General features: G+C 39.3%; 16 protein-coding genes and 1 pseudogene. 3 read left to right on the top strand and 14 right to left on the bottom strand.

What is annotated here, in order from left to right:
• Positions 1 to 122 precede the first annotated feature (122 nt).
• The 5 genes from FLK20_RS05105 to FLK20_RS05085 all read right to left on the bottom strand — a co-directional run bounded on the left by FLK20_RS05105 (position 123) and on the right by FLK20_RS05085 (position 6,402).
• On the bottom strand, positions 123 to 995 hold the full coding sequence (locus FLK20_RS05105; protein WP_152655484.1) for a MurR/RpiR family transcriptional regulator: 873 nt from the start codon (positions 993 to 995) through the stop codon (positions 123 to 125).
• Between the two features lie 240 nt (positions 996 to 1,235).
• Complete coding sequence (locus tag FLK20_RS05100) at positions 1,236 to 2,324, bottom strand: YkvI family membrane protein (RefSeq protein WP_152655483.1); 1,089 nt, start codon at positions 2,322 to 2,324, stop codon at positions 1,236 to 1,238.
• 205 nt (positions 2,325 to 2,529) lie between these two features.
• Positions 2,530 to 3,939, bottom strand: coding sequence for a flavin monoamine oxidase family protein (locus FLK20_RS05095; RefSeq protein WP_152655482.1), 1,410 nt, complete (start codon positions 3,937 to 3,939; stop codon positions 2,530 to 2,532).
• A complete protein-coding gene (gene dapA, locus FLK20_RS05090; RefSeq protein ID WP_152655481.1) occupies positions 3,936 to 4,841 on the bottom strand; it encodes a 4-hydroxy-tetrahydrodipicolinate synthase in 906 nt (301 codons plus the stop codon). Before dapA ends, FLK20_RS05095 begins: the two co-directional genes overlap by 4 nt.
• A gap of 28 nt (positions 4,842 to 4,869) precedes the next feature.
• Positions 4,870 to 6,402, bottom strand: a complete 1,533-nt coding sequence (locus tag FLK20_RS05085) for an aldehyde dehydrogenase family protein (RefSeq protein ID WP_370453163.1) — start codon at positions 6,400 to 6,402, stop codon at positions 4,870 to 4,872.
• Positions 6,403 to 6,701: 299 nt separating this feature from the next.
• On the opposite strand from FLK20_RS05085, the gene FLK20_RS05080 reads away from it, so the two are divergent.
• On the top strand, positions 6,702 to 7,445 hold the full coding sequence (locus FLK20_RS05080) for an SDR family NAD(P)-dependent oxidoreductase (protein WP_152655479.1): 744 nt from the start codon (positions 6,702 to 6,704) through the stop codon (positions 7,443 to 7,445).
• A gap of 70 nt (positions 7,446 to 7,515) precedes the next feature.
• Here FLK20_RS05080 and FLK20_RS05075 read toward each other — a convergent pair.
• The 4 genes and pseudogenes from FLK20_RS05075 to FLK20_RS05065 form a co-directional block, all read right to left on the bottom strand.
• Positions 7,516 to 7,744, bottom strand: a pseudogene (locus tag FLK20_RS05075) (GNAT family N-acetyltransferase); the annotation flags it as partial.
• 280 nt (positions 7,745 to 8,024) lie between these two features.
• Positions 8,025 to 8,528 carry a GNAT family N-acetyltransferase gene (locus FLK20_RS05070; protein ID WP_227994856.1) on the bottom strand — a complete coding sequence of 168 codons (504 nt, stop codon included), beginning with the start codon at positions 8,526 to 8,528 and terminating at the stop codon, positions 8,025 to 8,027.
• A gap of 157 nt (positions 8,529 to 8,685) precedes the next feature.
• Entirely contained in the window at positions 8,686 to 8,853 is a 168-nt protein-coding gene (locus FLK20_RS21545; protein ID WP_194165532.1) for a hypothetical protein, read from the bottom strand.
• A gap of 163 nt (positions 8,854 to 9,016) precedes the next feature.
• Positions 9,017 to 10,963, bottom strand: coding sequence for an aconitate hydratase (locus tag FLK20_RS05065; RefSeq protein ID WP_152655477.1), 1,947 nt, complete (start codon positions 10,961 to 10,963; stop codon positions 9,017 to 9,019).
• A 406-nt stretch (positions 10,964 to 11,369) separates the two neighbouring features.
• On the opposite strand from FLK20_RS05065, the gene FLK20_RS22085 reads away from it, so the two are divergent.
• The gene (locus FLK20_RS22085; RefSeq protein WP_255473807.1) at positions 11,370 to 11,495 is read left to right on the top strand and encodes a hypothetical protein; all 126 of its coding nucleotides are present in this window, start codon (positions 11,370 to 11,372) and stop codon (positions 11,493 to 11,495) included.
• A gap of 62 nt (positions 11,496 to 11,557) precedes the next feature.
• Positions 11,558 to 12,127, top strand: a complete 570-nt coding sequence (locus FLK20_RS05060) for a protein kinase family protein (RefSeq protein WP_227994855.1) — start codon at positions 11,558 to 11,560, stop codon at positions 12,125 to 12,127.
• Positions 12,128 to 12,284: 157 nt separating this feature from the next.
• On the opposite strand, the gene FLK20_RS05055 is transcribed toward FLK20_RS05060, so the two are convergent.
• The 5 genes from FLK20_RS05055 to nikA all read right to left on the bottom strand — a co-directional run bounded on the left by FLK20_RS05055 (position 12,285) and on the right by nikA (position 17,348).
• Positions 12,285 to 13,040 carry an ABC transporter ATP-binding protein gene (locus tag FLK20_RS05055; protein WP_152655475.1) on the bottom strand — a complete coding sequence of 252 codons (756 nt, stop codon included), beginning with the start codon at positions 13,038 to 13,040 and terminating at the stop codon, positions 12,285 to 12,287.
• Positions 13,033 to 13,851, bottom strand: coding sequence for an ABC transporter ATP-binding protein (locus FLK20_RS05050; protein WP_152655474.1), 819 nt, complete (start codon positions 13,849 to 13,851; stop codon positions 13,033 to 13,035). Before FLK20_RS05050 ends, FLK20_RS05055 begins: the two co-directional genes overlap by 8 nt.
• A 4-nt stretch (positions 13,852 to 13,855) precedes the next feature.
• Complete coding sequence (gene opp1C / locus FLK20_RS05045; protein WP_194165531.1) at positions 13,856 to 14,692, bottom strand: nickel/cobalt ABC transporter permease; 837 nt, start codon at positions 14,690 to 14,692, stop codon at positions 13,856 to 13,858.
• A 3-nt stretch (positions 14,693 to 14,695) separates the two neighbouring features.
• Positions 14,696 to 15,625: a nickel/cobalt ABC transporter permease gene (gene opp1B, locus FLK20_RS05040; RefSeq protein WP_152655473.1), complete on the bottom strand. Its 930-nt coding sequence runs from the start codon at positions 15,623 to 15,625 to the stop codon at positions 14,696 to 14,698.
• Between the two features lie 139 nt (positions 15,626 to 15,764).
• The gene (nikA, locus tag FLK20_RS05035) at positions 15,765 to 17,348 is read right to left on the bottom strand and encodes a nickel ABC transporter substrate-binding protein (protein ID WP_152655472.1); all 1,584 of its coding nucleotides are present in this window, start codon (positions 17,346 to 17,348) and stop codon (positions 15,765 to 15,767) included.
• Positions 17,349 to 17,354 lie beyond the last annotated feature (6 nt).

The raw sequence follows: 17,354 nt of genomic DNA, 5'->3' as shown, positions 1-17,354 counted from the left end.
TAGCCTAATAAAACCAGGTACCAGTTAAATTAATAAAAATACCTGATTTTATTTAGGACAATTATTTAACTGAGCTTCTCCTGCTGATTTCATTTTTTCAGTCAGGAAAAATCTCAAAAGAGCTAGTAAGAAAACGTTATATGGTTTTCTTTCAGTGTTTTTTCTAATTTATTCAGCTTCTTAATGAAATCACCTGAAAAACGTTTTCCAAATTCAACAATCAGTGCTTCTACTAAAGCAATTGTCGGTACAATAGAAAATTTATCGTCACTCACTTCAATTTTCAAGGTTGTCGTTGCGTAGTTTATGATTGGGCAAGATATGTGATCCGTGATTAAAATAATTGGAACGCCTAAATCATATGCTACTTTAGTAGCCTGAATAATTCGTTCTGTGTATGGTTCAAAAGCAAAAACAAATAACACTTCATCTTTTTCAATCTGTAATACCTTATCCAAAACAATTTCAGAATCGTGGCTTAATTGTCTTAATCTCGGATAAAATTCTCCCATTAATTGCTCAAAGTAAAGAGCAACTGCTTTATAGGGTCTCGTTCCAAAGATATTTATAAATGCTGCCTGACTCATCATATCAACTGTTTTATCAAAGTTTTTCAGTAAATCTTCATTTAACGATTTATCCAGCAGGTTTACGGACTCTTTACACATCTGAACCAGTGTATGCTCATATTCTTTATTTTCTTGAACATCTGAAAGAGAGTCCTTCAATTTCCATTTTGAATTTGTTTTTTCCGTCAGAGATTCATCATAAACATCTTTTCTAAAATCATTGAAATTACTATACCCTAAAGAATGAATTGTCCGCATCACCGTTGAAACCCCGACACCTGATTCGTGAGAGAGCTCTTTTACAGTAATTAATCCTAAAGATGAATAATTTTTTAATATATAGTCACATAAATGTCTTTGTCTTTTAGGTAAACTATCCTTCAAGTTAATCATTTCCGCTAATAAGGATTGATTATTGTCTGCCATAGCATTTTCCTCCCCTAAAATCATCCTGTTTCACTCAGCTCCTGCCTGAAGCGATTAAAAACTCAGGCGGAAGGAAGAGCTTCACTTTATACACAACAGCTAATTATAGCTGTTCGTAGATTTTATAGATTTATTCGCTAAATCTGTGCATATAGGACATTATATCTTATTCATGAAGCAAACGTCATGAATAAGATATTAGAGCAGGAAACTCCATGGGCAATTAAATTAAAAAGATACTTATTTTGCCATTTTTAAATCATCATTTTGGGGAGTACTCTTTGTTTTTGACTTGATTCGAAATGTCCCGACTATTAAGATGACAAGAAATACATAACCTAAGTAGCCGACAATGGGGAACACAATAGAAATCAATTCAGAAAAACCGTAAAAGCTTAAGCTGCAGGCTACAATTAAAGCAATAATACTGAATACTTTAAATCCCTTGGTTTTTGGTTCAAAAAAGCGTGAACCAAAAGAGAAAAACATACTTACTGCGGTTCCATAAATCATACCAAATAACGCAACAGAGAATATCACCCCTAAAAGCGGAGATATCTGGGTAGCCAGCCCCAAAGTAGGCATCTGCAGAGAGGCAACGCTGTCTATATTTAAATAAATAGCCATGTTGCTGACAAGTACTAAAACCCCACAAAGCAATCCGCCAAGGAAACCGCCAATTGCTGCCTGCTTTCCATTTGTCTCACTTCCTCCCATAATAAAAAGCATCGCTGCATTTGTAAGGGTAACTACAGATAGATAGTTAAAAGCTGCTGAAAACCAATGATTAGCAACAGAAGATTGCTGCAATGCAATTGCTTCCATATCTGCAGATGAATTACTGCTCGTTATCATACTGTAAATATTTACAAAGATAATGACAAGTAAAAATACCGGGGTCACAATTGCAAGCACTTGGATAACCTTTTTCACCCCTGTCATAATCGTTACCAGCACCAGCACGGACATAAGTATCGTGCCCATATATGTCGGTACATTTAATTGCTGGCTGAAAATAGGACCAGATCCGGCCAGCATCACTAATCCAATTCCAAATAATACGAAGATAATAACAACATCATATCCCATTCCCAAGTAGCGGCCGCTGAGCTGGCGAATAACCTCCATATGAGAAATTGCTTTCAGCTTAAATCCAATGCTTACTAACAGCATCCCGGTAATACCAAATAATATCGATACAACAATTGCACCCAGGATTCCAATTTGACCAAAACTTGTGAAATATTGCATAATTTCTTGTCCAGAAGCAAATCCGGCACCTAACACCGCACCTATAAAAGCACTGCTTATTTTTAATATATTTTTCATACGTTCCCCTTCCTATTTCTATCACAGAAATTATTAAGTAAACTTATATTGGTAAGCGTTTACACAAAAGGGTTTATCCTTACCTTTTCATATCATTTTTAGCAGACTTTATAAACATCCTTCTAAGGTTATTTGTAATGCATCTTTTTTGGCAGAGAGCGGTACATGCATTACAAATAACTAACATTCATCGTTTCGTGCTTTATTAAGATCCATCTGCCATACGGACATCAGATTCTGCAATATGAGAAAGTGATGTTAAATATTTATTGGTATCCGTTCCCAGGAGACTATTAATATTTTGTGCAGCAGTAAACCCTGACTGAACAGCAGTTTCCGTATAAGTTGACCCTAAATAATCACCAGCCAAGAAGAAGCGGCCATAAGGCTTTGTTAAAATGGGCTGTAATTCTGCACGCCCCGGGAAAATATAAGCAGACCCAAGTGGATATTTATTTACACGTGCTTCCACAACATGATTACTGAAGCCGGGAAAAATATCATCTAAATCCTTCAATATAATAGCAAGGATTTCCTCCTCAGATTTATCTATTAACCGACTTCCGCTTTCCCCGGGTGAAAAGGTCATAATGCTGCTGCCCGGCTGTCTTTTTGTTTCTCTTGCCCGAATCAAATTTGTCTGGTTAAGAATAATATCAAACGCTCTTTTCGGTGTAGCAAAAGAATAAACATTATCCCAAACTTGCGGCTCTGCTTCCTTTGTCAGAAATGCTGCACTTACATGCGGACCATAGGTAACCTTATCCAGTGCTTCACCAAGTTCTGAATCTATATTTTTAGCAATTTTTCTTGTGGTTGGAGCAGGAGTTGCAAGCACTGCATAACGGGCTTCTTCTACATGCTCCACTCCATTTTGGATGTAGCGTACAATAACGGAATCTTTTTTCTGAATAACCTCGATCACTTTCGCATTAAGCTCGACACTTTCAGCTAACTCTTTTGCAATCGTATCTGTGAGCGTTGATGGTCCGCCATCAATATTTCTTCCAAGTCCATCACTTTTATTCCACACCGTGTGAAAATATCCTACACCTGATCCAGCTGTAATTGTCTCTGGACTGCCAGTTGAGCGACTAACGGTAGGTCTAAAAATAGAATCTGCATCTGTTGGCAGTTTCCCGGTAAAATCGGTAAAAGTCCGGTCATCCATAAATTCTAAAACACGCTGCTGTTGAACCCTGTAATCTTCTCCCGGTCTTCTCTTTGCTATTTTTCCATATCTGATTACAGCAGCACGCACTTTTACACCGGCACGTATCAGAGCAAATCTCGATTTCCATGACATGGGAACCCTGAAAGGATACATTTCAACCGACCCTTTTAAAAGCAGCCTCCCATTTAAAGACATTGCCGTTAATGTACCGGGTACAGGAGATGATGCGACGCCTACAGATTTTAGTAATTCATCTGTAGCAGAACCGGGTCCGGCATATAAATGACCGCCCCAATTCAGCCAATAATCACCCCGGCGTTCCGAATGGACACGGCCGCCAATCCGATTTTCTGATTCTAATACTAAAATATCGTGGTGCTTCAGACGCCAGGCTGCAGACAGCCCGGCAAGTCCTCCGCCAATGATTACAACATCTTTCATTTTGCTTCCTCCGTTTTTAACACACCTGCATCGGATAATAATTTCTTTATTTTCTGACGATACCCTTCTGTTGCCGGCACTAAAGGATTTCGGCTGTTTCCGCCTGGTAATCCTAATGCTTCGAGTCCGGCTTTTACCGTACCTGGTATAACCTCTTCCTCAATCGCATTGTATAGAGGCATCAATTTTTTGTTTAATGCTATTGCTTCCTGAATGTTATTTTCGTTTACTACTAGATCATATAAACGCACCATCTCCGCAGGAACTAAATTATGAACGACACCAATTGCCCCTTGCCCGCCAATTGCTAATGTAGGAACGATTAGATGCTCAAATCCAGTCAGTACGGAAAAATCAGGATTATCTTTTGTCAGTGCTAATAATTTACATGTATGAACTTGATCATCCGTATTTTTTATTCCTACCACATTATCAATTTCACTTATCTCATGAAGTAATTCCGGGCTTAATACCACATTGGTTGCTTCCGGGTAATGATAAATAACAATACCAATATCCGAACTTTCTGCAACTGCTTTATAATAATCAACAATTCCCTGCTCGCTTGTCTGCATATAATAAGGATTAATGACCAGAGCCCATTCTGCACCTGCTTCTGATGCAAATTTTGTAAGTGCGATCGTATCTTCTAAGCGGTGGCAGCCCGTACCAGCCATTACTTTTGCTCTGCCGCCGGCTTTGTCACAAACATACTCAATAACTTCCTTTCTTTCATCCATACTCATAAGAGAGTACTCCCCAGTGCTTCCTCCCACTAATATTGTTTCAATTCCATTATCGATAAGATGATCAATTACTTCTCCAATACCGCTATAATTAATACTATTATCCTCATTCATTGGTGTAGGTAAAGCTGGAATCATTCCTGTTGGTTTCGTCATGGAAAACCCTCCTGTTATTTTTTAATTATTATCCATTATTTTCATCTTGCTCGATATTTACATAGACACTCTTGACTTCTGTATAATTCCGTAGCCCGTATTCTCCGCCCATCTCACGTCCAATACCTGACTGTTTGTAGCCTCCAAATGGCATCGTTTCCCATTCTTGCCCGACATCATTTATCCATACCGTTCCTGCCTGAAGTTTTCCGGCAATATAGTGCGCTTGTTTTAAATTCTCTGTCCATACACTGGAAGCCAGTCCGTAGATGCTATCATTCGCTTTCTGAATAGCTTCCTCTACGGTATCGAATACATGAACAGTCATAACTGGCCCAAAGATTTCTTCCCGAACAATCGTCATCTCTTCATGGACATCTGCAAAAATAATCGGTTTTACAAAAAAGCCTTTTTCAGATACAGGTGTACGGTCGCCAATAAGTCTTGCACCCTCATCCACACCCTTTTGGATATAATCAAGAACTGTCTGCTGCTGTCTTTTCGATACAAGCGGGCCCATATCTGTTTCCGGGTCTAATCCATGTCCAAGTTGAATTTGCTCTAATTTTTCTGAAAGCCCTTGCAAAACTTGGTCATAAATGTTTCTTTGTACATATACTCTTGTGCAAGCACTGCAATTTTGACCGTGATTATACATCGTACCAGAGAAAGCACCATCTATTGTCTTTTCCAGATTTGCATCTTCCAAAATAATTGTAGGCGATTTGCCCCCTAATTCTAAAGTAACGTTTTTCAACTGATCAGCAGCTTTTTTCATCACACTCTTCCCTACATTAGTTGAGCCGGTAAATGCCACCTTATCAACCAGCGGATGTGTAGTAATTGCCTCTCCAGCTTCTCTTCCTGATCCGGGAACAACATTGACAACACCATCCGGAACGCCGGCTTCTTTAAATAATTGCGCTATATATAGTAAGGATAATGGTGTTTCACTTGCCGGCTTGATAACAACTGTACAGCCGACAGCAAGTGCTGATCCCAGCTTCCAGGCAGCCATCAGCAGTGGAAAGTTCCATGGAATAATTTGTCCGGCCACGCCTATAGGTTCATGAACGGTGTAGTTAATATAGTCTGGTGCAACATTCGTTGTTTTACCTTGAATCTTCGTTGCAAAACCAGCATAGTATCTAAAATGTTCAATGGTGCCATCGACATCATCTGTTAAAGCTGTTTTGTAAGGCTTTCCGTTATCCAACGATTCTAATTGCGCTAATTCTTCACGATTTTCTTCTAAAAGATCAGCAAATTTATAAATAATACGAGAACGGGAAGCCGCTTTCATTTTTGTCCATTCCCCTTCATCAAAGGCTGTTCTCGCTGCTTTTACTGCCCTGTCAATATCCTCTTTATCCGCCTGATAAACCTGAGCTATCCGCTCTTCTGTGGCAGGATCTAAAACATCGAATTTATTGCTCCTGACAGATTCAACATACTCCCCATTCATATAAAGCCCGATACTTTCTTGAAGAAATTCTTTTACCTTAGGTTTTAAATCAACATGTAACGTTTGCAAAATAATCCCCCTTTTCAAATCCTTCATTTTAAGAATTTCCTATACTTTATCACATAATTGAACATAATAAAACCTTTTTTGTAAAAAAGGAATAAAATTATTCAAATTTGAATGATAACCTATCTTATAAATTGACTGTATAAGCTTTTAAAGGTAAGTTAATCAATAGACTCAAACATTAAACGATACGCCCGCAAAAAGGAAAATCCAGAAGTGTTCAGCCATATGGCCTCCCGTCATTTTTCCTTTGTTAGAAACAGATCGTTTACAAGCAGGTTCACTGTGGTAAATTCTAATTAAAAACAGTAAAAATTAAAGGAGAAATTATGCCAAATTTAAAAGATCAAGTCGTTTTAGTAACCGGAGCGAATCGTGGCCAGGGAAAAGGTATCGCCAAACATTTCGCTTCACTTAGCGCAAAAGTTGCCGTAGGAGCAAGGAGTTTTAAAGATGCTGAAGCTCTCTCGTTAGAGATTGGACAAAATCGAAGTCTTCCTGTCCAATTAGATGTGACAAACGAAGCTGATTGGGTAACAGCAGTCCAATCTATTATAGAAGCTTATAATAAAATAGATGTACTTGTTAACAATGCCGGTATTTTCATTAAAAAACCTCTGTTAGATACAACCGTGGAGGATTTTCAACAGTTAATCAACGTGAATCAGCTCGGTGTTTTTATGGGAATAAAGGCAGTCGCACCCTATATGGAGAAACAGCAAAAAGGGTCGATTATTAATAATATATCTATCTCTGCTTTTGCGCCAATTAATGATGCAGCCGCCTATGCAGCTTCAAAAGCAGCTGTATCCAATCTTTCTAAATCTGCCGCTATCGAATTAGGACCAAAAGGAATCAGAGTGAATTCCATTCATCCCGGCGTTATTCAAACAAATATGGTGAGCAGCTGCAACCTGAATCTAAATGAAGCTGATTCTGTTCCATTAAAAAGGCTCGGGCAGCCTAATGATATAGCGCAAGTAGCCGCTTTTCTCGCCTCTGATGAGAGTGCTTACTGTAATGGTGCTGAAATTGTAGTGGATGGCGGGCTTACTCTGGGAACGGATGTTTAAATAAGAGCTTATGTATTTTTCATAATGTAGAGAGAACAAAATAGAGAGGCCGATAAATCCATCTCCCTCTCTATTTAAAATTGCCATTAAGATGATAAGCGATTAAAATATCATCACTGTACGTTCCATCTTCATATTTAATTTAATTGTCTTCCTTCTTCTATAAATCCCATTCGTTTGTAGACTTTTATTGCTCGTGCGTTTACCGACAATACACCTAAACAAATTTTCTCTAAATCTTTTTGCTGCTTTCCCCAATTTATTAAGTACTTAATCAGCTCTGTACCAATTCCTTGATTAAGTACTTTTCAGAAGTACCCATTCATAACAGATAAGTAATTAAACTAGCAATGAAATACGACAGAAGATTATTAATAGAACATACTGCTAATTCTCATAGCATCGGTACATTTAAAACAAAAAAACTACCACTTTCGGCACTGGTTGGAGAATAATCAACAATGATTCGACACTTCTCAAAAGTTGTTAATTCATAGGAAGTTTATGCTCTTCTTCACTGATTAAGCCTGATTGAACTTCCAATCAAGCAGCTTTTTTCTTAGCCTATAACAATCCATTTCATAAGTCTGCTTGATAATAAACAAAAGTCAGCTGCTTCCCTTCATAAGCAGTATCTTCCCTGCTTATTTCCTCAAACCCCTGCTTTTCCAATACTTTTTGAGAAGCAATATTATCAGCAGTCGTCTGCGCTTTTATTCCGCTCAGTCCCAGTGCCTTCGCTTCTTCTTTTAGAAGTCTGACAGCCTCTCCTGCTAGTCCTTTTCCCGTATGTGCTTCAGCTACTCTGTATCCTAAAAAGCCTATTTGCTGAGCAGGCTCGATATCTGTTAAATTGACCCTCCCTAAAATCTCTCCATCATCGTCTTTAATTAAATAAAAATACGATTGTCCATCAGCTTGCTCCTTCAGTAATTCATGAAGTCTATCACGAAAATAATCCAGTTGATAAAATGCATCTCCCCGTGAAGGAACAGATTTTTCAAAGTAATTTCTGTTATTTAATTCAAACGTATATAACTTATCTTCATCCTCTATTTGCAGTGGAGCAATATGTATTCTCAAAACGGCACCCTCTTCTGTATTATGCGGTATATATGTCCATAACACTTTTTTCATATATTATTTCACAATCTCAGGTTCCTGTCGATATGATTTCAAATATTAAAAACAGCCAAAGCAAATGCTGTAAAATCAACAGTATCACTTCGACTGCTTCCATTTAATCAATTACTCTGTGATTTTCATCTACCTGCAGCTTTTCCGTTCTTTCCACAGCGGCAACAAACCCATCACCATGACAAACGGTACACGTATAGTGCCACTGTTCATCATCCATTAATAGCCCTGTTCCGGCACAAGCTTTACAGGCATGTTCCTGTGATCCCATAGCTGACTTCCTTTCTATTGTTTTTCTTTAAGAGGTTGTTCAAAAAGTCCAACAAAAATGACACATCGAATTTCTGCGTTGGCTTGCTTTTCCGGTACTCACGTATCTAAAATCATACGTTCCGTTCCTCAAATCTGCGCCGCCTTGAACCTCTTGGTCCTTTTTATTGTCCATTTTGAACTCGTATTTTAATCCAATTAATAATTCCGCCGGCCAGCAGAATTTCAAGATGCCGTCTCGTAAGATCATGCTGAACGGTAATGGTACGATTTGTTCCCTTCAGCTTAATATCAAAGGTACGCTGGTTTTGAATTGTCTGGTGGATATGGCGAAATTCAAGTACATCCTCCTGATGGAGCAGATTATAGTCCTCCTCATTGACAAACGTTAATGGCAAAATACCAAAGTTAATCAAATTCTGCAGGTGAATGCGGGCAAAATCTTTTACGAGCACAACCTTTAATCCAAGATAACGGGGTGCGAGCGCTGCATGCTCCCGGCTGGATCCTTGCCCATAATTATAACCGGCAACAACCATATGACCACCGTTATCACGTTTTTTCATCGCCTTTTCGTAATAATTATCATCAATAATCTCAAACGCAAAGGTACTGATTTTTTGAATATTGCTGCGGTATGGTAAGACGCGCGAACCGCCGGCAAGGATTTCATCTGTTGAAATATTGTCTTTCATTTTTAATAAAACAGGCAAATCAAAGTTATCTTCCATTGGCTGAAAATCTGGAATGGAAGTGATATTCGGCCCTTTTTCCAATTTGATTTGGCTGTTATCTTCCGGTGGTTCCTCCAGCATACCCTGTGTGGAAAAAGTAGTCGGTTCTTTTATTTTCGGATAAGAAATATCTAATGTCCTTGGGTCTGTAATAACACCAGTCAACGCAGAAGCAGCAGCTGTTTCCGGACTGCAAAGAAAAACACTGTCTTCTCTTGTGCCAGATCGTCCCGGAAAATTTCTTGGTGTTGTCCGTAAACTATTCCGCCCCGTCGCTGGTGCCTGTCCCATTCCAATACAGCCATTACAGCCTGCCTGATGCATCCGGGCTCCGGCAGACAGGAGATTCGCAATATATCCATTCTCCACAAGCTGCTCCAGCAATTGACGGGAGGTCGGATTAATATCAAAGGAAATACCAGCAGCAATCTGTTTCCCTTTCACAATTTCACCGGTAATTGCAAAATCACGGTAACCCGGGTTAGCAGAAGAACCGATATAAGATTGATAAATGGCTTCTCCAGCTATTTCTGTAACAGGTACAACATTATCAGGACTGGATGGTTTCGCAATCAACGGTTCCAGCTCAGATAAATTCATTTTTTCATGTTCGTCATACGTTGCTCCGTTATCAGCTTTTAATTCTATCCACTGGTCTTCACGCCCCTGCGTTTTTAGAAATCGCTTTATCTCTTTGTCAGATGGAAATACAGTTGCAGTCGCTCCAAGCTCAGCCCCCATATTGGCAATAACATGCCGATCCATGGCAGATAGTTCTTTGACACCCGGTCCATAGTATTCAATTATCCTGCCGACTCCACCTTTTACGCCGTGGCGGCGCAGCATTTCTAAAATGACATCTTTCGCACTGACCCAGTCAGGAAGTTTTCCCGTAAGCTCTACTCCCATAATTCGCGGCATTTTTATATAGTAAGGTTCCCCCGTCATCGCCATCGTGACATCAATACCACCTGCACCAATAGCTAACATGCCCATGCAGCCATTTGCACATGTATGACTATCTGAACCTAATAAGGTTTTTCCCGGACGTGCCAGCTGCTGCATATGGACAGGATGACTGACCCCATTTCCAGGTCTGCTATAGTAGATACCAAATTTTTGTGCCGCACTTCTTAAAAATAAATGGTCATCCGCGTTACGAAAATCCTCCTGAATCAAATTATGGTCCACGTATTGTGCAGAAGCCTCTGTCTTCACCCGATCAATCCCCATCGCTTCCAGCTCCAGCATGACCATCGTACCTGTAGCATCCTGCGTCAGCGTCTGATCAATTTTTATTCCAATCTCTTCTCCAGCCTTCATCTCTCCTGACAGCAAATGATCCTGAATTAATTTTTGAGCCGCATTAAGCTGCATGTTACTTCCTCCTTAAAACATACTGTCCTGATTAGAATATGCTTATATCGTATTTATTACACATATCAAATGAAGTTAAACGATGTATTTCTTCGTGCAGGGGAATCATTTTATACTAAAAGTTACAGCACCAGCTACAGTGATTTCCATAAAAAAATTTAAATACGTTAAAATTTGCACTTATCGTACCAGCACTATATAATAAATGAAAATATCAATTGAAATAAATCCCAAAGGGGAGTAGCATAATAGCAGCTGTCGTCATTACAGGAGATATCCTCGGCACTGCTGGCAACAATTACCATTCGTTGCTTGCGAGACCTTTGTCCAAACAGGTGGGCAAAGGTCTCTTTTTTATAAACTTTTGCCACACTTACTTCAAAAAGTTGTTCAAGGAGGAATAGAAATGTCTAAACTTACAAAGCTTTTAAAGTCTAAAATGGTAAAAGAAGGAATAAAGCAAGCACAAAAACATGCCCTTCCTGTCATCAAAAAAGAGCTGGCAAAAAGGAAAGGCTCGTTTAAAAAATAATGAAACCATCTAGATACAATGAATATGCGTCCACCGTTTTATTTGTTAAAAAAAGTGGACGCATGAAAATAGACAAACATCATTGTCACTTAAAATTATATGGCATGGGAAGAAGTGCTGCTGTATTCCAAATTAAAAATGAAAATAAAGTGATTAAAATTTTTTATCCATCATTTGAAAAAATAGCAATCGAAGAAAAACAAAACTATGAAAAATTAAACGGAAATCCTTATTATCCCACTATCTATGAATCGGGAGCCAACTATTTGGTAATGGACTTTATTGAAGGAAAAACATTCTTTGAGTGCCTGGCCGAGGGAATTCCATTAAAGTCTCATTATATCGAGCAGGTTGACAATGGATTACAATACGCGAAAGAGGCAGGATTAAATCCGTCAGATATTCATCTGCATAACCTGATCCTGACCAAAGAAGGTGATGTGCGTATTATTGATGTTGCACGTTTTTCACAAGAGAAAAAGTGCACGCAATGGGATGATTTAAAATGTGGATATACAAAATATTACCAGCGTGCTTATTTTCCGAAAAAGATACCGAGGTGGATTATGTATACTGTTTCAAAATTATATCGGTTATATAAGTATCTGCCTGTTAAAAAGGAAAAGAGTTAGATGCTGACTCTTTTCCTTTTTAACTCTTTTAATAGTTAAAGCTATTTATCTTTTCTGTTGATGTTTTAGCAATTATTATCTTGTACAAATCCTATCGTCCATATTTTCAGTATGGAATAAGCTGTCTAGTACCTCTACAAAGCTTTTAATTCTTCCTCTAAACCTTAAATCGAATTACCGCTTCCAATAGCCGCTTTGCATAAGCACTCTGAGCATTTGCCAGGTATTTTGTTTCTATCTGTTCAACAATTTTTCCATCATTTAAAAATATTATTTGATCACAAAGGTACGCAACCGTTTGTAAATCATGAGCAATAAATAGACAGGTCAGATCCAGCTCTGCTTTGAGTTGATGAAGCAGCTGCAGAATTTGAGCCTGAACAGGAACATCGAGTGAACTGACCGCTTCATCCAATACCAGAAACCTCGGGCTTGTACTAATTGCTCTTGCGATACATACCCTCTGCAATTGTCCACCGCTTAACTCATGCGGATAGCGATTCTTTATTTCCAAAGGCAAACCGACTTTTCTCATTAAACTTTCCACTGTTTCGTGAATTGACTTATTCCCGCCAGCTGTCTTCCATGATTCATGGATAATATCTTTTACCTTAAAAGCAGGATTAGCTGAGGTTATATAATCCTGAAAAACAACGCTCATTTGTCCTCTATTTTCTTTCATCCATACCGCTGCGTCTTTCCCCTCGAGCAGCAGGCTGCCGCTGTCTGCTTTTTCCAAGCCTAATACCAGCCTGCTTAATGTACTTTTTCCACTCCCGCTTTCACCAACCAAGGCCGCCCATTCTCCAGTATTTATCTGAAAGGATACATCGTCTAAGACAGGTACTCTTCCTCTTCGGAAACTTATCCCTGTTTTTGAATAGCTTTTGTAAACACTCTTTACTTCAAGCATCGCAAGATTCCTCTCTCATTAATTTTTCAAATGAACGGGTCAGCTTTATTCTTGTATCTACTAAGTATTTCGTATATTCATTCTTTGAATGGTGAAACACATCCCCTGTCCCGCCATATTCCACTAATTTCCCATCCTTCATTACCAGCACATCTTGAGCCAGCTGCTGAATCACACCCAGGTCATGAGAAATAAAAATAAAAGTCGTTCCTAATTGAGTGTGCAGTCTTTGAAACGTTGCGATGACATCACTTTGTGTAATAGCGTCCAATGCAGTTGTCGGTTCATCTGCAATAATAATATCAGGCTTACTAGCAGCTGCAATGGCAATCATACATCGCTGCAGCATCCCGCCGGACAATTGATGCGGATACTTTCTTAGTACCTGTGACGCCTCTTTAATCCCTACGCGTTCCAATTCATGCAATGATATTTGTTTTGCTTCTTTCTTGGATATTTTCAAATTCTCGCATAATGTTTCCATCATCTGCTTGCCAACTGTATCTAAAGGGTCAAATGCGGACATTGGATCTTGCGGAATCATGCTGATATGCCGGGCTCTTATATTTTGTATTGCTTTCGCACTCATTTTCAACATATCTTCCCCTTCAAAATATGCTGCACCAGAAGCATTCATCCCAGGTGCCATAAGCCTCAATATTCCCTTGATCATCATCGATTTGCCACTTCCGCTTTCGCCGACAATACCCAGATTACGATGATGTTCTAATGCAAAAGAAATATCCTTTATGATGCCGTTTTTTGTCTGTGTATCATATATGGATATATTTTTTACTTCCAGCAACTTCATTCCTTCACCTCCGCTTTGTCCCATGTTTCACATTGAAAGCACCTTGTAAGCTGTCCCCCAAAAAATTAAAAGCTGCTACGACGAAAAGGATTGCTATACCTGGTGGAAGCATTAATTCCGGGCGTATAATCATCACGTTCTTAGCTTCATTTAACATCATTCCCCATTCAGGTGTCGGCGCTTGTACACCTAAACCGAGGAAAGATAAAGCCGAAATCATTAAAATAACAGAACCAATATCAAGGGTAGCCAGTACAGCTATTTCCCCGGCAGTGTTCGGCATTATATGTTTTTTAAAAATATGCCATCTGCTGAAGCCAGATACACGGGCGAATTGAACATAATTTTTATCCGTATACTTTAGAACAATCGAACGAATCATACGCGTATACCACGCCCATTTTGCTATAATACTGGCAATAACAATATTGGTTATTCCCGGTCCCATCATGCCGATAATAGCAAGAATCATCACTTCACTCGGAAAGGACATAAAAATATCACAAACCCTCATTATTATTTCGTCTATTTTCCCGCGAAACACCCCGGCAATGGCTCCTAGGACAGTGCCAATTAAAACGGTCACAGCCATTGTGATAAATGCAATAAATACAGTAGTACGAACACCATATAGCAGTCTGGAAAAGATACACCGTCCCAGCTGGTCGGCCCCTAAGGGATAGCTTGTGCTTATTCCTGCAAGCTTTTCTTTGACATTGACATCAATAGGACTATGCGGCGCTATCCACGGTGCAAAAATTCCCGCCAATACCACAATGACTAAAAAAGCGATACAAATCATGGCAAAACGATCTTTCATTAATTTACTTAAAACCTCCACGATTCATACCTCTTTTCTCATTCTTGGATCTAAAATTGCAGTAACGATATCTGCCAGCAAGTTGCATACAACAAATAAAACAGCCATCAGAAAAACATATGCCTGAATAACTGGATAATCATAATTAAATATTGCTGTTACACTTAACCTGCCTATTCCCGGCCACGCAAAGATATTTTCTACAATCACCGTACCTGCAATCAGCTTTGGAATCGACATCCCCAGCGCTGTAATTGCAGATTGAAGGGAGTTTTTAAAAATACGCTTTAAAATAACACTCTCTTTCATTCCCCGGGCTTTTGCATACAGTACAAAATTCTCACTTTTGATTTGGACCATATTATTCCGAAGCAGCCTTACATACGTTGAAATATAAGCAAGAGCTAATGTCACTGCCGGCAGAATGACAGACGTCCAGGAGCTCATTCCGCTTGTGGGAAGCAGATTTAACTTAATGGAGAAAAACCACATCAGTAAAAGTCCGATCCAATAGCCTGGCATGGCTTCACCGAAAAAGACAATGCCCCGGATAGCCCGATCAATCATCCTTCCTTCATACATGGTGCATATGATTGAAGCGGAAACGCTGACAACAATAATAATCACAAAGGAAACAAGCGCAAGCAGCAAGGTTGCCGGTAATGCCTGTGCTATTTCATCTATTACGGGCTGATTATTAATAAAACTATTTCCAAAGTCCCCTTTGATACTGCTTGTCACCCAGGTGATATATCTTTCTATAAAAGGTTTATCAAGCCCCAGTTCCTCCCGCATCTCCGCAACAGCAGTTTCCGTTGGCGTGATTTCATTCACTCGCAGTGCTACCTCGGCCGGATCACTTTCAGTCAAATTAATTAAAATAAACGCCAAAAAGGATATTCCGATTAATAAGGGAACGATGCTTAACAGTCTTTTGATAATATAATGTCTCATTTACTTCACCTACATTTCTGCACTGAAAGACTTAGAAAACCGGCATTAACCAAACCTTTGGCTAATCTTATGTGAACAGGGAAATATTCAGCTTTTTCCTATCCACGAAAAAAGCGGAAAATTATCCGCTTTTCGTTCTTTATTCTGTTTCAAAATACATTTTTTCAAATGGAACCTCATATTGAGAGACATTAAAGGTTACTCCCTGCAGCTTCGGGCGATAAACAGCTTTTGTACGTGAATAGGTGAGCGGTATATAGACAGCCTCGTCATGAATATACGTTAAAATTTCCTCATACATTGCTTCTCTATTACTCTCGTCATTTTCAATCATCAGATCCGTAATGGTTTCATCGAGCCACCCTTTCCTATCCAGGCCTGTTTGCGCCTGGTAATCACCATGGGCAGGAATTCTCCAGGAGGACAGGTAAGATTGCGGATCATAAGGTGTGCCCCAGGATAAGGAATATTGCAAATCAAATTCTCCGGACTTTTGTCTATCTAAAAACGCTTGCTTCTGCTCTCCTGTGATATGAAGCTCTGTCCCTATCTCCTTCAGATCATGCTGAATATATTCACTAATCGTCTTTTCCTGCGCATTATCCGAATTATAATGCAGACTGAGTTCTAATTTTTCTCCATCTTTATAGCGGTATCCATCGTTATTCAATTTCCAGCCAGCATTCTCTAGTAATTCACTTGCTTTATCGGGATCATATTTCCTTTCCACCAGCCCAAGGTCGCTATAAGGAACTGTCGCTGACAGCAATGCAGGTGCAACAGATTCTGATCCGTTTAAAACACCATCCGCAATGGATTGTTTATCAACCGCATATTGCAGCGCCTCTCTTACCTCCACATCCCCTAATATTGGCCGGTTCGAGTTTAATAAAATAGCTCTGGAAGCAATAGGATCACTTATCGCTGTTACATACTCCCCTTGCTCTTCCAACGCTGAAAATGAATCAAGGTCAATCATATCTCCATCGGAACCAAAAATCAGATCGACTTCCCCTTTTTCAAGCGCAAGCAGAATGGTCTGATGATCAGGTATTACTTTCCACCTTACAGTATTCATTTTTGGCTGTTCTCCCCAGTAATCCTTGTTTGCAGTAAATACAGCTTCCTGATTCTCTTTATGTTCCGATAAAACCCAAGGACCGGTTCCTGAGTAACCGCTGATACCATCTCTTGTCATTCCATCTACAAAATCATTGGGGGATAGAAAACGAAACGGGCGGGTAAGCCCTAATTCGGTTAACGTTGGATAGTAGGGATGTTTCAAAACAAGTTTATAAGTATATTCATCGACTACAATATTTTCTTCCATCAAATTGACCAGGTCCAGCCAGGCATGTCGTTCTTCATTATCCATGATTGCATCCATATTCTGTTTTACTGCTTCCGCATTAAACTTTTCGCCGTCAGAAAAAATCACATCTTCTCTCAAATGAAATGTATATTCCAAACCATCCTCCGAGATATCCCAGCTTTCTGCCAGCCAGGGCTTTATACCATCTTCGGTATTTATAACCAGCGATTCAAATACCATATTCTGTGCGGCCATTTCTCCACTGTATAAATGTGGATGAATATTGCGAATATCCTTTGAACTGGCATAGACAATTTCATCTCTAACTGTTGCGTTACTTTCCGAATTACTGCAGCTTACCAGCAAAAGTAAAAATAATATGGACAGCAATCCTATATTTAGTAATCTCATTTCATT

It is taken from the genome of Oceanobacillus sp. CFH 90083 (genome assembly GCF_009389585.1).
GTDB lineage: Bacteria > Bacillota > Bacilli > Bacillales > Amphibacillaceae > Oceanobacillus.
The sequence above is the reverse complement of the archived record's forward strand: the minus strand, read 5'-3'. Positions and strand labels throughout refer to the sequence as shown.

Excerpts from the sequence above, each read along its gene's own strand:
- FLK20_RS05100 (WP_152655483.1), bottom strand. The coding sequence starts at position 2,324 with ATGAAAAATATATTAAAAATAAGCAGTGCTTTTATAGGTGCGGTGTTA.
- dapA (WP_152655481.1), bottom strand. The coding sequence starts at position 4,841 with ATGACGAAACCAACAGGAATGATTCCAGCTTTACCTACACCAATGAAT.
- FLK20_RS21545 (WP_194165532.1), bottom strand. The coding sequence starts at position 8,853 with ATGGGATCACAGGAACATGCCTGTAAAGCTTGTGCCGGAACAGGGCTA.
- opp1B (WP_152655473.1), bottom strand. The coding sequence starts at position 15,625 with ATGAGACATTATATTATCAAAAGACTGTTAAGCATCGTTCCCTTATTA.
- nikA (WP_152655472.1), bottom strand. The coding sequence starts at position 17,348 with ATGAGATTACTAAATATAGGATTGCTGTCCATATTATTTTTACTTTTG.
- FLK20_RS05065 (WP_152655477.1), bottom strand. The coding sequence starts at position 10,963 with ATGCAGCTTAATGCGGCTCAAAAATTAATTCAGGATCATTTGCTGTCA.
- FLK20_RS22085 (WP_255473807.1), top strand. The coding sequence starts at position 11,370 with ATGTCTAAACTTACAAAGCTTTTAAAGTCTAAAATGGTAAAAGAAGGA.
- FLK20_RS05080 (WP_152655479.1), top strand. The coding sequence starts at position 6,702 with ATGCCAAATTTAAAAGATCAAGTCGTTTTAGTAACCGGAGCGAATCGT.
- FLK20_RS05085 (WP_370453163.1), bottom strand. The coding sequence starts at position 6,402 with ATGAAGGATTTGAAAAGGGGGATTATTTTGCAAACGTTACATGTTGAT.
- FLK20_RS05060 (WP_227994855.1), top strand. The coding sequence starts at position 11,558 with ATGAAAATAGACAAACATCATTGTCACTTAAAATTATATGGCATGGGA.
- FLK20_RS05050 (WP_152655474.1), bottom strand. The coding sequence starts at position 13,851 with ATGAAGTTGCTGGAAGTAAAAAATATATCCATATATGATACACAGACA.
- FLK20_RS05105 (WP_152655484.1), bottom strand. The coding sequence starts at position 995 with ATGGCAGACAATAATCAATCCTTATTAGCGGAAATGATTAACTTGAAG.
- FLK20_RS05095 (WP_152655482.1), bottom strand. The coding sequence starts at position 3,939 with ATGAAAGATGTTGTAATCATTGGCGGAGGACTTGCCGGGCTGTCTGCA.
- FLK20_RS05055 (WP_152655475.1), bottom strand. The coding sequence starts at position 13,040 with ATGCTTGAAGTAAAGAGTGTTTACAAAAGCTATTCAAAAACAGGGATA.